This window comes from Lysinibacillus sp. NPDC047702, assembly GCF_050272555.1.
Classification (GTDB): Bacteria; Bacillota; Bacilli; order Bacillales_A; family Planococcaceae; genus Lysinibacillus.
The window spans coordinates 1-14,420 of the sequence record NZ_JBNNMG010000035.1 but is presented as its reverse complement, the minus strand read 5'-3'; the positions used below and the strand labels follow the sequence as shown (position 1 = coordinate 14,420).

At 32.1% G+C, this 14,420-nt stretch carries 15 protein-coding genes and 1 pseudogene; 8 read left to right on the top strand and 8 right to left on the bottom strand.

Translation table 11 applies throughout. The features are described from left to right. Positions 1 to 38: 38 nt before the first annotated feature. The 3 genes from ACQKIM_RS16435 to ACQKIM_RS16425 form a co-directional block, all read right to left on the bottom strand. Entirely contained in the window at positions 39 to 713 is a 675-nt protein-coding gene (locus ACQKIM_RS16435; protein ID WP_427545783.1) for a response regulator, read from the bottom strand. A 2-nt stretch (positions 714 to 715) separates the two neighbouring features. Further along, on the bottom strand, positions 716 to 1,876 hold the full coding sequence (locus ACQKIM_RS16430) for a sensor histidine kinase (protein WP_427545781.1): 1,161 nt from the start codon (positions 1,874 to 1,876) through the stop codon (positions 716 to 718). 444 nt (positions 1,877 to 2,320) lie between these two features. Further along, positions 2,321 to 2,629 carry a hypothetical protein gene (locus ACQKIM_RS16425; protein WP_427545779.1) on the bottom strand — a complete coding sequence of 103 codons (309 nt, stop codon included), beginning with the start codon at positions 2,627 to 2,629 and terminating at the stop codon, positions 2,321 to 2,323. 160 nt (positions 2,630 to 2,789) lie between these two features. On the opposite strand from ACQKIM_RS16425, the gene ACQKIM_RS16420 reads away from it, so the two are divergent. Together ACQKIM_RS16420 and ACQKIM_RS16415 are read left to right on the top strand one after the other, a co-directional pair. Next, positions 2,790 to 4,541, top strand: a complete 1,752-nt coding sequence (locus ACQKIM_RS16420; RefSeq protein WP_427545777.1) for a protoglobin domain-containing protein — start codon at positions 2,790 to 2,792, stop codon at positions 4,539 to 4,541. 153 nt (positions 4,542 to 4,694) lie between these two features. Further along, positions 4,695 to 5,975, top strand: a complete 1,281-nt coding sequence (locus tag ACQKIM_RS16415) for a hypothetical protein (RefSeq protein WP_427545775.1) — start codon at positions 4,695 to 4,697, stop codon at positions 5,973 to 5,975. Between the two features lie 41 nt (positions 5,976 to 6,016). Here ACQKIM_RS16415 and ACQKIM_RS16410 read toward each other — a convergent pair whose 3' ends face one another. Further along, positions 6,017 to 6,370 (bottom strand): hypothetical protein, encoded by a 354-nt coding sequence (locus tag ACQKIM_RS16410; RefSeq protein WP_427545773.1) that lies wholly within the window; start codon positions 6,368 to 6,370, stop codon positions 6,017 to 6,019. A 590-nt stretch (positions 6,371 to 6,960) separates the two neighbouring features. After that, on the bottom strand, positions 6,961 to 7,830 hold the full coding sequence (locus ACQKIM_RS16405; RefSeq protein WP_427545771.1) for an SH3 domain-containing protein: 870 nt from the start codon (positions 7,828 to 7,830) through the stop codon (positions 6,961 to 6,963). 478 nt (positions 7,831 to 8,308) lie between these two features. Here ACQKIM_RS16405 and ACQKIM_RS16400 point away from each other — a divergent pair, with 478 nt between their 5' ends. The 4 genes from ACQKIM_RS16400 (at position 8,309) to ACQKIM_RS16385 (ending at position 11,189) form a co-directional block, all read left to right on the top strand. Continuing rightward, positions 8,309 to 8,440 carry a hypothetical protein gene (locus ACQKIM_RS16400; RefSeq protein ID WP_427545769.1) on the top strand — a complete coding sequence of 44 codons (132 nt, stop codon included), beginning with the start codon at positions 8,309 to 8,311 and terminating at the stop codon, positions 8,438 to 8,440. Between the two features lie 73 nt (positions 8,441 to 8,513). Continuing rightward, entirely contained in the window at positions 8,514 to 9,128 is a 615-nt protein-coding gene (locus ACQKIM_RS16395; protein WP_427545767.1) for a hypothetical protein, read from the top strand. 139 nt (positions 9,129 to 9,267) lie between these two features. Continuing rightward, positions 9,268 to 10,014: a 3'-5' exonuclease gene (locus tag ACQKIM_RS16390; RefSeq protein WP_427545765.1), complete on the top strand. Its 747-nt coding sequence runs from the start codon at positions 9,268 to 9,270 to the stop codon at positions 10,012 to 10,014. 134 nt (positions 10,015 to 10,148) lie between these two features. Beyond that, a complete protein-coding gene (locus ACQKIM_RS16385) occupies positions 10,149 to 11,189 on the top strand; it encodes an Ig-like domain-containing protein (protein WP_427545763.1) in 1,041 nt (346 codons plus the stop codon). 332 nt (positions 11,190 to 11,521) lie between these two features. Here ACQKIM_RS16385 and ACQKIM_RS16380 read toward each other — a convergent pair whose 3' ends face one another. Then, a complete protein-coding gene (locus ACQKIM_RS16380; RefSeq protein ID WP_427545761.1) occupies positions 11,522 to 11,851 on the bottom strand; it encodes a hypothetical protein in 330 nt (109 codons plus the stop codon). Between the two features lie 161 nt (positions 11,852 to 12,012). After that, complete coding sequence (locus ACQKIM_RS16375) at positions 12,013 to 12,552, bottom strand: hypothetical protein (protein WP_427545759.1); 540 nt, start codon at positions 12,550 to 12,552, stop codon at positions 12,013 to 12,015. A gap of 529 nt (positions 12,553 to 13,081) precedes the next feature. Between ACQKIM_RS16375 and ACQKIM_RS16370 the strand changes: the two genes are divergently transcribed. Beyond that, entirely contained in the window at positions 13,082 to 13,378 is a 297-nt protein-coding gene (locus ACQKIM_RS16370) for a hypothetical protein (protein WP_427545758.1), read from the top strand. Positions 13,379 to 13,456: 78 nt separating this feature from the next. Continuing rightward, positions 13,457 to 13,741, top strand: a pseudogene (locus ACQKIM_RS16365) (transposase); the annotation flags it as partial. A gap of 86 nt (positions 13,742 to 13,827) precedes the next feature. On the opposite strand, the gene ACQKIM_RS16360 reads toward ACQKIM_RS16365, so the two are convergent. Beyond that, positions 13,828 to 14,055 (bottom strand): hypothetical protein, encoded by a 228-nt coding sequence (locus tag ACQKIM_RS16360; RefSeq protein WP_427545756.1) that lies wholly within the window; start codon positions 14,053 to 14,055, stop codon positions 13,828 to 13,830. Positions 14,056 to 14,420: the final 365 nt, after the last annotated feature.

Sequence of the window (14,420 nt, the reverse complement as noted above, 5' to 3'; positions counted from 1 at the left end):
AGATAAAGTTTACATCGACTTTATCTACACTCTTTTACTTAATGTTTCTTATCTTCTATAAGACTCTCTCCCATGGCTTTATTAATAGCGGAAGATCTGTTTTTTACATTCAATTTCGAATAAATGGAAGAAACATAATTTTTCACAGTACCCATGGAAAGAAACATTTTTTCTGTAATGTCTTGATTGGACAATCCTTGGGTTAAACATTTGAGAACTTTTATTTCTTGATTATTTAAATCATATGGATGATTTATAGCGTTATGGTCTTGATCCGAGTGTGAGTTATGATTTAATTGGATCTGACCGAATACCTCTTTTGCTAATTGTTGAGGAATGAGGGAACCTCCGTGATAGACCATTTTAATTCCCTGAATTAAAAATTCTGGATCAACAGCCTTTAATATATACCCCTCTGCACCAGCGTTTAATGCATTTAAAACGTGAGTAACATCTTGAAAAGTAGTTAGTATTATCACTTTTATATGTGGCCAACGTTTTTTTATTTCATCTGTTGCCTTTACACCATCCATCACTGGCATTTGAATATCCATTAATAGAATATCAAGATTTTCCCTTTCGCATAAAGCAATTGCCTTTTCTCCATTTTCCGCAGTTCCAACAATCTCAATGTCAGAAATACTTTCAATTACAATTTTTAAGCTTTTTCTTAAAATCTCTTGATCTTCAACTATTGCTGCTTTAATCACCATCATTAAACTTCCTTTGCCATTGGTATATTACATGTTATTCTCATACCATTATTCAATTTAGTATAAAAGTTAACTGTCCCAGCTAATGCTGATACTCGATCTTTCATTGAGCGTAATCCAAATCCTAAATTCAATTCCTCACAACCATTTCCATTATCTTCAATAAGAATAATTAATTCTTCTTGTTTAAATGAAATATTTACTTTAATAAAAGTTGATTGTCCATGTCTTTTCGCATTTGTAAGCCCTTCTTGTATACAACGAATAATAACAAATTTTACTCTTTCACTAACTTTGGTAGCTTCACCTTCAACATTCAGTTTTATATCTGTTGCTGTATGTTTCATAAAATCAGCAATCAATTCTTTCACCGATTCAACAAGAGTTTGATGATTCATTGGCGACATATGGTGAATTGTTTTTCTCACATCGTTCAATCCATTTCGTGCTAAATCTGAAATCTCCTTTATACTTTTTTCTGCTTCTTTTTTATCTGCTCGATATAGAAAAGGAAGTGCATCTAAACTTGTTATGACTGATGTAAAAATATGGCCTACTGTATCATGTAAATCTTGAGAAACTCTATTTCGTTCCTCCCTAATTGTTAGTTCCTCAATCTTTTTCGAATAATATTCCAAATCCCTATTTTTCTCTTCAATAGAGGCAATTAACTCTTTATTAGCGTTATTGACAATAGTCATCCTACCTAAGCAAAAACCAATACCATAAAAAATAATTGTGTCAATAAAAAGTGCAAAGAAATCCTTATTAATGAAGAGACTGCTGGCCCATGTACCAACTACTAAGAAAGGTCCTAACCAAATTAATGGCTTAACTTGACAAGCATAAGCAATAGTTAAGATAGGCACGAGTAGAAAACTATAAGTTACTGAAATTTCATGCTGACTTGATAAGTAAATAAACAAAGAACCAGTTAACAATACCTCGGTCATTAAATAATATTGGAACTTTATAAGCCCGGGTCGATAAAATAGATGGGGTATTATATAAGAACAACTAGCCCATAAAAGTAAAATCCACTTTTCTGAACCAATCGTACTAATGAATATCGCATATCCATTATATGTAAACCATATCGTACGCATAAGAAATAAAAAATAGTCCAACCAGTGCCATTTCCTTTGATCTATTATTGCTTTCATATTTTTATACTCCCATCTTTGGTGTCTATACCATCCTATAACTAATTATTTTCGAATTATAATTGGTGATGATAAATTGAACTGCACTACAGCTTCAAAGGAGCCAACATTTTTCTATTCTTCTTGTATGTATTTGGCTATATACAGCTACAATTTTTTACAGAAGATTATCCATTATAGATACATTTTTAATTAAAATAAATTTACAACCTTATAATTTTTCATTTTTTAATTATACCATTTCCTTCCTCAGTCACCAGTTAGTTTAAGTGAGATATTGTTGGCTTACTATGTAATTGATGTTGTTGTTTAAAAAATTCTCTTAATGTGGTGAGAATAAATATAAATTCTCCATCAATCAAACCGGTATAATTCACCTATTAGCAGAAGTAATAAATCTATTTGTGTTCGTAATTACCACTGACGCTTTATTTTCGCAAAAAATCAATTTACTGAATCAAGATAAAATACATCTCTAAGGTGCATGTTATTTGTCCTGAATAAGATTTGTTTAATCAAATAGCTTTTGATGTGAGAATCTGTAAGGAAATCTCCCTCATAATAATCCCACCCTCCTTCTAATTTAACTAATCCATATTTATCGAAATCCCATGTTCGAAGATCTAAAACTCCTGATTGTGCTTTTGGAGCTTCTCCTAAAGGCTTTGTTCTTATTGATTGATTACAGATAAATAAACTGAATAACATTAATAAAAATACCGTTGGGATAAAAATTCTTTTATATTTTTTCATTACTACAATTTCCTTAGTTTTTTGAGAATTTTATGAGAATTATTTTATATAATAGATCAGTATCTATGTTAATAAATTTTTCCATTAATCGGAATGTAATCCAGCAGTTTTGACCTGTGAAATGAGATGGATTAAAAAAATACAAGGGGCTAGAAAAACTATGATGTTTGCAAAAAAAAAACCAAAGAATTTTAATTACTTTTCTGAGACAAACTATTCAGATATCCAAACAAACGAACGCTTTCAAGAAAAATTAGATTTCCTCGCATTGACTAAAATTAGAAGAGACTCAGTAAGCTTTCTACGTTCTATTTACCAAGATAACCGTAAAGACATTTTAGATAAATTCTATAATCGGTTATTAGAAATTCCTGAGTTTAAAAATGTTATTAGCACACATTCGACCATTGATCGTTTAAAAGGCTTATTTGATGCGCACTTCATTAGCTTATTTGAAGATGAGTTAAATATAGAATATGTATTTAAACGTCGTAAAATTGCCTTTACACATGCACGTATTGGGGTATTACCAAACTGGATGATTTCAGCGTACACATTATTTAACCAACTAATCATCCCTTTAATTGTGTCCAACCTATCACATAATCAAGAAAAAATGCTTAATGTCCTATTAGCTTACGATAGCTTAGTAACGATTGATCAACAAATAATCGTAGAAACATATATTGAAATTCAAGGAAGCTCTGTTGTCAACGGTTTAGGGGAAATAATATTGTATAATACACAGCTTGACACCATCAAAGAACTTGTGCAATTTCAAGATGTACAACAAGAGGATATTATTGCTGCGAATAATTCAATGCGTGATTTAAATGCAAACATTGAAGAAGTTGCTACTTCTATCGGTGATATTTCTGATGATACAAAAAAGGCTTTAGAAGAGTTAAATCAAGATTTAGAATCATTACAACATGTATCATTTATTTTACAAACAACAGACAAGGGTCAGAAAATGATGCAGGAGGATATTAAAAGTTTAGTAGAACGTGTTAGTAGTGTAGCAAAACTAATGGAACTTATTAAGGGTATCGCCGATCAAACGAACCTACTTGCATTAAATGCATCGATTGAAGCAGCTCGTGCGGGTGATGCTGGTAAAGGTTTCGCTGTTGTAGCAGAGGAAGTCCGTAAACTTGCGGATGGAACGAAGACATCTGTTCAGTCAATTAACACTGATATTCAAGAGTTATTACACATCACGAACAATATCAGTACGTTAACAAATCAGTTCTCACAGGATCTACACAAAGGCGTAGTAGATACGTTACATATTACAGAAACTCTTACAGAATTAAATAAAAACCTACAGCAACAAGGAACACGCTTTGAAGAAATCGCCTCAATTGCGAAAGTACAGGCCATATCTGCATCTAATATTACAGAGAGTAACAATAATCTCACGGAGAGCATGCAGCAAAGTAAGAAAATTGTCTTCGATACAGGCTCTGCAATATATAAGTTAAGTACAATGATTGAGGATTATCGTTCTTCGACCATTTCGAAAAACTTCATTATAGGGCAAGAAGATATTATTGAACTAGCAATTACGGATCACTTATTATGGCGATGGAGAATATATAATCTGTTACTTGACTTTGGGTCAATAACAGAGCAGGACATTGGCTCCCCTCGTGATTCACGTCTTGGTGAATGGTATTATGGCGTAGGTAAAAAGTTGTTTGGGAATGAACGTGCTTATATGGACTTAGAACGACCATTTATTTATGTACATGATATAGCGAAGAAAGCCGTACAAGCATACAATCATGGTAATAAAGTAGAAGCCGAAAAGTATTTAACAGAAATCACCAAAGAATCGTACATCGTAATCGAGAATTTAAGAAAGCTAAAACAAATTCTTGTGAACGAGAAACAGCAATATCTTAATTAAATGGGTTTCGAACCCCTTCAGTATCAAATCTTTATGCTAGTTTAGCGATTATTATTTTAGAATGATACTTAAGTCAAAATTTTTAAAAATCATCACCAACTTTTTTTCTCTTCATATTCTATAGCATCATATTGAATTTTGAGGGGGAAACATATGGGGATTGAATTCACAGCTCTCCATTGGATTTATGTTGTTTTTATTGTGCTTATCATTGGATTTATGGTTAAACGTCGCGATACCACCCTCATTTGTGTACTAGGTATTTTCATGCTGGCGATTGTTGCTACTGGCGATTTAACTTCATCCATTAGTGGTGTTTTTAACAGCTTTATTTATGCCATTACAGAGCTGTTATCGACCATTCTTATTATTTCTATTATTGTTGCCATGAGCCGGGTGATGATGACTTCTGGTATTAACGAGGTCATGATTGCTCCGTTTACAAAAATCATTAAAACACCTGCACTTGCTTATTGGACGATTGGTCTATTAATGATGTTTATCTCCTGGTTTTTCTGGCCTTCACCTGCTGTCGCATTGTTAGGAGCGGTACTCTTACCTGTTGCGATTCGTGCGGGTCTCCCAGCTCTAGGTGTAGCAATGGCTATGAATTTGTTTGGACATGGGATTGCACTATCGAGTGATTTTGTTATACAGGGGGCTCCAAAGCTTACTGCGGATGCAGCGGGGATTTCAGTCGGTGAAGTTGTTTCAGCCAGCATCCCTCTCGTTATCACTATGGGGGTTGTAACGACAATTGCTGCTTATATTTTTTTAAGACGAGATATGAAACGAGGAACTTTGCTGCTAAACACCTCCAATGATACAGCAGACAACATGGAGCAAGTAACAGTGAAAAATTTACTGTCTGTTGGACAAAAATGTTTCTTTGCCGTGCTTATTCCAATCGCCTTTGTACTAGATGTTATCGCAATGTCAGTTTTCAAGCTACAAGGTGGGGATGCTACTGCCTTAATCGGTGGGACTTCTGTTTTTATCTTACTTCTGCTTAGTGTTGTTGCACATAAAAAAGAAGGGCTTGAAAAGACTACAAGCTATTTGATTCAAGGATTCCAATTCGGCTTTAAGGTTTTTGGACCCGTAATTCCAATCGCCGCCTTCTTCTATCTTGGAGATGCCGGCTTCACACAAATTATTGGAGAACACTTACCAGCTACCTCCCATGGCATTGTCAATGATCTCGGTGTTGGTCTTGCTGCAGTAGTTCCATTAACAAAGGAAATCGCGGTCATCACTTTAGCTGTTGTTGGTGCCATTACAGGGTTAGATGGCTCTGGCTTCTCAGGCATTTCCTTAGCTGGCTCTGTGGGCAGTTTGTTTGGCAATGCAATTGGTGGGGGTACAGCAACCTTAACAGCCCTTGGGCAAATTACTGCGATTTGGGTTGGTGGGGGTACACCTACACCTATATAAGACATATAATTAAGACCACCCATTAAGAGTGGTCTTGTTTATTAATCATATTCAATCATTACATTTTCAGCATTTTCAAGGAAAATAATAATTTCTTGGACTAAACCAGGTACAACTTTTCTTATACTGTCTGATTGTTGTACTTTGTTTAAATCAAAATGTTTTAACTGCTCTATAGTCAGTGGTATATTTTCGATTATCCAAGGTGATTCATCATACCATCCCTCATGATTAAAATATTCTTTGATTATCCCTTTTTTTTCAAGATTTATCTCTATTAAAACATCTAAGATGGTTTCAAAATACCCATTCCACATAATAAGTTTATTTTCTTTATTAATTAGAGCAAGTTCTGGTTCACCTTCAAACCCAACATAATATTTTTTATTTATCAAAAGACTCAATCCTTCCAATGACACTGATCTAAAATTCTAATCTGTTCAGGTGTTGCATTACCTGATTTTCTCGCTGAAATAGCAACGTCCATTTATATCCCTCAATCCATTCATTTTCGCCTATTTTAAAGAAAGTTTTTGGTTTCTCCCCTCCGTTCCCTGGTATCGTTCTTTGAACTACCCATGTATTACCCTGATTTTCAAGAGCTCCTGGTGTTCTGGTGTGCCATCTAACCTCATATTTATAAGTTTCATCGTTCCATTTGTAAGATATTTGTTCATACCCTCTTTTTGGATTGTAGCTTTATTTTCGCATTTTCTGGAATACTAATAGGAGCTCTTAATAAATATTCTTAAAATATTTTTACATACCAAATTTACCATATAAATACTTTTCAAGGGATATAATCTAAGAGAAAATACCTTAAATTATATAATTCAAATTGCTTATTTCCATAGATTATAGATGCCACTCAGAGTGAATAGTAATAGACCACCCCAAGTAGAGTGGCCTTTAATCTTGGATATTCTATTATTTCTTTTTTGACTTTCATATAAGAAAAATCATTGAAACTATTTCATACATTTAACTATCTTTCACAAGCCCAACCGTCGCCATCACGATCATGCTTCTTATCATAAGCTGGATGACCAGCACCTACACCACTTGGATAATCTTTTCGTAATTCTGTACAGTTTTTATAGTATGATTTACCACTGTTACTGCCACTGCTTGAAGAATTAGAGTTTGATGAACTACTTGGTTTACTATTTGTTGTTGCATTAGAATTTTTTGTGCTTAAATAAGAATCTACTACATAGCCCTCATAAGAAGAAGTCGAAATATATGACCAACCAGCGATTGTAGAATGAACAGATACTGCTTCATTTTTACTAAGTTCTCCTACATTAGCTCCTGATGGACTTGCTATATTTCTCACAACAAGGTTTGATACTACGTATTTAGTTGTTGGTTTTGAAGTACTCATAAAGTTAGTCGCTGCATAACCAATTACATTACCATACTGTACAAATGACCAACCGTCTCCAACAGAGCCAAAGTCTTTTACAACCATTTTATTTTGCAATGTTGCAACTGTTTTTGCTTTTAATAAAGGCATTTCTTTCACAACTAACCCACTTTTAGAACTTGCTATTTTAATAGTGTATTGTGCATCTTCAAGGACAGAATCAGAAATATACCCATCCATGATTTTAGATTCGCTATTTAGATAGATTATACGTGAAAAGCCATTTTGATCTTTGCTGATTAATGTAACGAAAGTTCCTTTTTCTACAGTTCCTAATACCTTAGAATTAGTATCTGGTTTTTCATATATAGTAGAAGAAGAATTTACGATTTTAACTTCTTTAAAATTATTTGCATTTGCTATATCAAAATTGAATGAAAATGCTAATAACAATGTCATCATTAATATTACGAGTGTTTTAATTTTCATGTTTTAATCTCCTTGAATGTTTTTTGTGTCTTTGTTTCGTAAGCCCAATCATCCCCGTCACAATTCAGTTTACTTGTCGTAGGGGATCAATTGGTACATCTTTAAATTTGTAACACGTTGTCGCCCTAAGTTTTAATTGTAAAAGCAAATGCAATTACTAGGATAAGGGTAAAATGCGTTAGTAAGATTTTACCTCCTTCAAAATTATTATACATAAATAGTGTTAAATTGGTATAAATGTATCAAATTTCTCAAAATAAAAATTATTTTGAGAGAGAAAATAATGAAGGTGAAAAATCAAAGTAATTGTTCTAATACTATCTATCTTGTTGGAGTGTAAGATGAATCGTGTTGACCTCTTCTTAATCGCTAAAAAACATTACTATACACACCTACAAATATGACTCTTTTGATATTTCTAGCCAAATTCAATATTATTAAAGTTGGAGATAGATAAAATTTAAATGAGGATTTCAAAATGAACAAACTAGAACAAACAACCCAAGAATTACTGGAAGCTGGTTATACGATTGAGAAAATTAAAGCAGCCTTTGAGGAAGTCATTGAACAAGCTAAACAGTCCAATACGGAACATAAAACAGATAACTAACACAGTTGTCTGCTTTTTATTATATACACCTAATATAGATTCGAATAAAATGGAAAAAAAGGAGGCTTTTGAAGTGAAAAAATCAACGATTCTATTTAGCGTACTTGTATTACTATTAACTTTCAGCATGGGTGCGTATGCTGCAACAAAGTATAATTTCACTTTTGATGGAAAGAAACAATCTGTTGATGTTCAGATCATCAACAAAAAAGCATATGTACCATTAGATGCTATTGCGGGATTATACGGTGGAAAGGTTACTTATGATAGTAAATCTAATACTTATGCAGTTACATCAAATGCTACTGGATCAACTACAACTACTACTCAATCTGATTTGTCAAAAACAATTGATAATTTAACAGTTAAAATTGATAAAGTTGTGCAAGATTCTGATTCATTAAAAATTTATGTTACATATGTAAATAACACAAATGATAAAATTAGCAATGGAAGCGATCTATCTAAGATTGTCGCAAATGGAAAACAGTACAGTTATAACTCTAAATTCAACTTTGAAAGATATTATAAAAAAGAAAATGTTCCTCACGCTGATACCTATATTGAGCCTGGCGTAACTGCTGAAGATGTTATTTTCTATGCTCCTGTTGATGCTGATTCAATAAATATTTTAATTCGTGCTAACTGGACAGATTACAGATTTAATAATGTAAAGATTACAAAATAAACTTTCTTTTAGAAAACACGTTCATAGTAATTTTAATTGTTTTAATTACAAAACAGATAACTAAAAAGGTTGTCTGTTTTTTTGTATGTACTTTTACCTTTGAATTTCCTAGAATGGAATACAAAAGGAGGTTATTAGCATGAATTGGTTAAAAAAATTATTTTCTAAAAAACAACCAATTAATACACTTGTTGAAAAACAAGAACCTAAGGAGGAGATTGAAGCACAGGAAGAACATGAGCTTGGTCCTATAAAATTAAGAATGAACAAGCCTCCCACAATTACACTTAGAGCAGAATTTAATGAGCCTAAACGGATAACTGATAACGATAAAGAATATTTAAAGTATACAAAGACACGAAAATTCGTTACTGATTTTACTGTATTGGATTTTGAAACAACAGGACTTGATGCAGAAGAAGATTCAAACATTCAAATAGCTGCAGTGAAATATAGAAATTTTGAAAGAATAGATGAATTTTTCACATACATAAATCCGATTGAAGATATACCAGCAAAGATAACACGTATCACGGGAATAACAAATGAAGATGTAGAGAACGCGCCTTATATATTTGATAAGATATATGAATTAGTGGAGTTTTTAGAAGGCGAAACAATTGTAGCTCACAATGCTCCTTTTGATATGAAATTTTTACTTACAAATATTAATAATATGAAAAAATTATCTTACATAAAATATAGAGTTATCGACACGTTATCACTTTCTCGTAAATATATTGACTTTACGAAAAATCACAAATTGTCTACATTGAAAAGTTTTTTAAAATTGAATCATTTAAAATCTCATGATGCACTACACGATTGCTATGTAACTGCTGAATTATATAAGTATTGTTATGAGCAAAGTTTAGTCAAAAATTAAGTCACTCAAATGAGTGGCTTTTTTATTAGAATTAGACGATTTTTATTATGGTAAATAAGTATAGGTATGGTTAAAGTTGTTATTATAGGTTATTAAAAGAAATAAACTTAGACAATTTTAAGGAGGACACATAAGTGGTTAATTTGTTGAAAAAAGGTTTTATTTATTTAGCGTTAATGCTGTTAGTACTAGGTAGCTTTAGTATGGAAAGTGCTTCAGCCGCAGAAGTAGTGGATTATGAAGAAGGCGTAACTAATTTAGATAATACGTCTGAAAATAGTGCAGTAGTAGGAAGTAGGTTATTAAAACCTGAAATAGGTTGGAAAAGATATGACGATTCTAATCCATTAATAATAAAAAATAAAATGTTCTATCAATCTCAACCAAATAGAGCATATAAAAATGGTCAATCACCAGGAAATTCCATAGGAACCTATATTAAATTTGATTTTATAGGCACAAAATTTCGTATAATAGATGCACCACACCAAAATCGCGATAAAAATACAAAAGTTACAATTGATGGAGAGATAGTAGATTATTATTCAGCTTATACAACTAGTTCTTCTATCCCATGGCAAACTTTAGTATACGAGAAAAGTGGTTTATCAAATACAAAACACACTGTTTTAATAGAGAAATCCGATGATAATTCTTATTTAGCCTTTGATGCTATTGATGTTGATGGCATATTGAGAGCTCATGTCGAAGTAGAAAAATCAATTACCTTAGACAGAAATGTGTTAGAGTTGTTAGAAGGTAGCCAAGATAAATTAACTGCTACAGTTACCCCAGATAGTACTAAAGTAATTTGGACATCAAGTGATGAATCGATTGCTACTGTAGATCAGAATGGGAATGTAACTGCTATTAGCGAAGGTACTACAATCATTACATCAACAATAGAAAACACAGATATTTCAGCTACAAGTACGGTTATTGTTAAAAAACCAGATAATGCATTTTCAAGTGCTATTCTTAGTATTACCTTGGTGAATGGTATTACTAAAGAATATGATGTAACGAATACAGTTTTAAACAACTACTTAAATTGGTTTGAGAGTGCCCAAGGTTCATCAACATTCAAATTTTCAAAAACAATTTCACCTTATAAAAAGGTAACAGAATATGTCGTTCATGATAAGATTACTTCATTTGAAGTAAGAGAATACTAAACCATAAAAAGCCCAGGCTCAAATTAATTAATTGAGTACCTAGGCTTTGGTGTGTATTTGAGGAATGGTGCATCTTAACCCTTTATGCAGAAGGGAAAAGTTGCACCTGAATTATTATATCAATTCAAGTAATTCGATGAAATCCAACAAATGGTTTAATAAGAAATATAATCATATTGTCTTGGATAATATACATTTTTAACTAAGTTTATCCAATTACTAAAAAAATCTTAATTATACTTGCCTGTTCCTATTTTTATTTATTATTACCAAATTAAAAACTAAAGCTACCCGTTTGCTCAATAAGGTAATTTAAAAATATCAGACTGACATTACATCTTTACTCGTACTATTAACACTCTCCATAGATATAGTAATAGCTTAAAAAACCAGTAAAACAGAAAAAAATTAAGCAAAAGTCCAAAAGAACTAAAGGTAAAAACCCATCCACCACGATTTACAAAACTCTCAGCAGGAAAACCAAAGTGATGATACCCATTACTATCGACTTGATAACCAACTGCTGGTATGAAGGCAAAAATAACAGTTGAAATAAGACTTAAAATATATAATTTCTTATTAGTGGAGGTCATTTTATTTTTGGGGCTTAATAAGCTTACTAATACTAATACAATTAACCCAAAGAGTAATAATAAATTCATAGTTTCTATCCCTCCCTAAATAGTATTTCACCATAAAATTTTCGTTAAACTAATCTGCACCGTTAGATCACTTTATTTTGAATTTCAAATATTTAAAAGATACCTGTAGCTAGAACACTACTCTATTAGTGTTCTAGCTACAGGTATAGATATTACAAGTCTTAATCTTCTATTATATATTTTTCCCCCGCTATATTATAGTTAAATGTTATTTCATCCGATACTTTTGCTCCTATTTGTTGACCAGCAATTACAGAACCTACTACATTATGACCAAGTAGCTCTAAGTTAACTCCTTTTTTAAAATTATAAAAACTTTTATTATAATCAGTTTGTATCCACGTTGTTGGGAACCCTAAACTATAAGAACTAACATTATTTATAGATGAAAACGCTTTAGTTGATCCACTTCCAGTATAACTATACTTTACATCAACAGTAACAGTTGTAGGTTGAGTAGCAGCTTTTAGAGCATTCCATGATTTCTTTATTAATACTTCAAGTCTATCAGTTGTGGATGAAGAATCTGCCGCCTTAGTAGTAATCATCTGATTTGATAGAGACATGTATTCTGTATCTATATTAACAATTTGTGGGTTTTTATTTTCTTCGTCTAATTCTTTTACTGCTTTTTCAAAATCTTCTATTGTATCGAAATTAACAAAAGGTATTCCTTTAGGTAATTCATCTACACTAATCAATTCAACAGACTCTGAATTGTTGGTAATGGCTTCTATTTCTGATAATACTTCTGCGGAAAATTTAGTAACTTCCGATACGGATGCTTTTTCTAAATTTGAAACCTGTAAGGAAGTGCAATTGGACTTAATAAAAGTGCAGTTTGTACATATTTCTATTACCCCTGTCGTTTTATATTTACTATGTAATATTACTTACTATCGCGTTAATTTCATCCTATCATTCCTTAAAGCGGAAATTCAATTGGATGTTTACGCCATTATTTGACGTTCATCACGCCAATTTCTGACGGAATTAATTATTTATTTTAAAAATCACGCCAAGGTACCGCCATTTTTTGACGCTATTATAATCACTTCTTATAACGTAAGTATTATTTTAGATGAACTTTTCACTGAAACACTTGAATTTTTTATTTAATTCTGTTCTTATACTTAAATAATTTTCTTCACTAAAATGTCATATTTAGTATTATGATTTCAATAATAAATGACCAGCTCGGCTAAAAAATTACCTAACCGCGGAATCCTTGTGGATCATAAAAAAATTCAGCGTATTAAGCAGAAACTTGGTCTACAAAGCGTGAAGTTTACGAGAAAATCTCGCAAATATAGTACATACAATGGGACTGTTGGAACGGTTGAGAAGAATCGTATTCACCGCTGTTTCCATACATCCATCCCCCATCAAAAATTAACAACGGATACTTCTGAATTCAAGTATTTCGTTACTGGAGAAGATGGAAAAGTAACCATTAAAAAGGCTTATTTAGATGCATTTCTAGACATGTTTAATGGTGAGATAATTTCCTATCGATTATCTGAATGACCGAACGCACAAGCAATTCATGACGCTCAACTAGAGGCAATTGAACGGACATCAGATTGCCCTTATCGACGAACTTTTCATTTAGACCGGGGATGGGCGTATCAGATGAAACAATACGCAAATCTACTTAAAAACAATAAAACATTCCAAAGCATGTCTCGAAAAGGAAACTGCTTAGACAATTCGCCAATAGAAAACTTCTTTGACCCACTGAAACAAGAAATGTATTATGGAACTATCTTTACTAATTTTGAAGAAATAAAACAAGCGATTGATAGATATATCTACTACTACAATCACAAGCGAATAAAAAGTAAACTTGGATGTAGTCCAGTCATCTATCGTAAAAGATTGGCTGCATAAAAGAAAAACCAGAATGGAGAAATCCATTCCGGTTAAAGTCTAACTTTTGGGGTTCACTACATAATGTGTGTGACTTAATACATTGATTAATCAAATTCTACAACATTTTGCACTACCGATACTTTATAAACATCATTAGTATTTATTAATATTGTTTTAAAATGTTCTGTTTCAGTAAATGAATACCATGACTTTTCATTCAAGCCATTAGAAATTTCTTCTGCAAATGTTTCTTGTCCAATATTAGTCTTGATTTTATATTCTTCTTCGCGACTTTCGTCAAAGTAAAACTTTACTTTATATTCATAATCCATTAACCAACACCCCCCATCTACCTATATCATGGGACAAATGGGATTGAAGTAATCAATAGAAAATGAAGCATTATAAAAAGCCACACCTAGTTAGGCATGACCTTCATTTCTCTTAATGACCTGTTTAGTCTTCCAATGTGCAACAAAGCTTATAATCGACACTACAATAGCTACTACATATAATGTAGATGTTAAATAATGTACTTGTTCAATTCCCTTATTAAGAATAAGCTTTATAAAAAAGAAAGTTGATACTAACATAGATATTACGTAAGCCCGTATTCAAATAACGCATATAAATAACCAGGCACCTCCGGTACGATAGATGTATCAATTGAAGGAGGTGCTTCCTTATGCTAACGAAC

Bases quoted from the DNA above. Each gene is read 5' to 3' on its own strand.
- ACQKIM_RS16360 (WP_427545756.1), bottom strand. From the start codon at position 14,055: ATGGATTATGAATATAAAGTAAAGTTTTACTTTGACGAAAGTCGCGAA.
- ACQKIM_RS16425 (WP_427545779.1), bottom strand. From the start codon at position 2,629: ATGAAAAAATATAAAAGAATTTTTATCCCAACGGTATTTTTATTAATG.
- ACQKIM_RS16435 (WP_427545783.1), bottom strand. From the start codon at position 713: ATGGTGATTAAAGCAGCAATAGTTGAAGATCAAGAGATTTTAAGAAAA.
- ACQKIM_RS16430 (WP_427545781.1), bottom strand. From the start codon at position 1,876: ATGAAAGCAATAATAGATCAAAGGAAATGGCACTGGTTGGACTATTTT.
- ACQKIM_RS16415 (WP_427545775.1), top strand. From the start codon at position 4,695: ATGGGGATTGAATTCACAGCTCTCCATTGGATTTATGTTGTTTTTATT.
- ACQKIM_RS16400 (WP_427545769.1), top strand. From the start codon at position 8,309: ATGAACAAACTAGAACAAACAACCCAAGAATTACTGGAAGCTGGTTAT.
- ACQKIM_RS16405 (WP_427545771.1), bottom strand. From the start codon at position 7,830: ATGAAAATTAAAACACTCGTAATATTAATGATGACATTGTTATTAGCA.
- ACQKIM_RS16390 (WP_427545765.1), top strand. From the start codon at position 9,268: ATGAATTGGTTAAAAAAATTATTTTCTAAAAAACAACCAATTAATACA.
- ACQKIM_RS16420 (WP_427545777.1), top strand. From the start codon at position 2,790: ATGATGTTTGCAAAAAAAAAACCAAAGAATTTTAATTACTTTTCTGAG.
- ACQKIM_RS16380 (WP_427545761.1), bottom strand. From the start codon at position 11,851: ATGAATTTATTATTACTCTTTGGGTTAATTGTATTAGTATTAGTAAGC.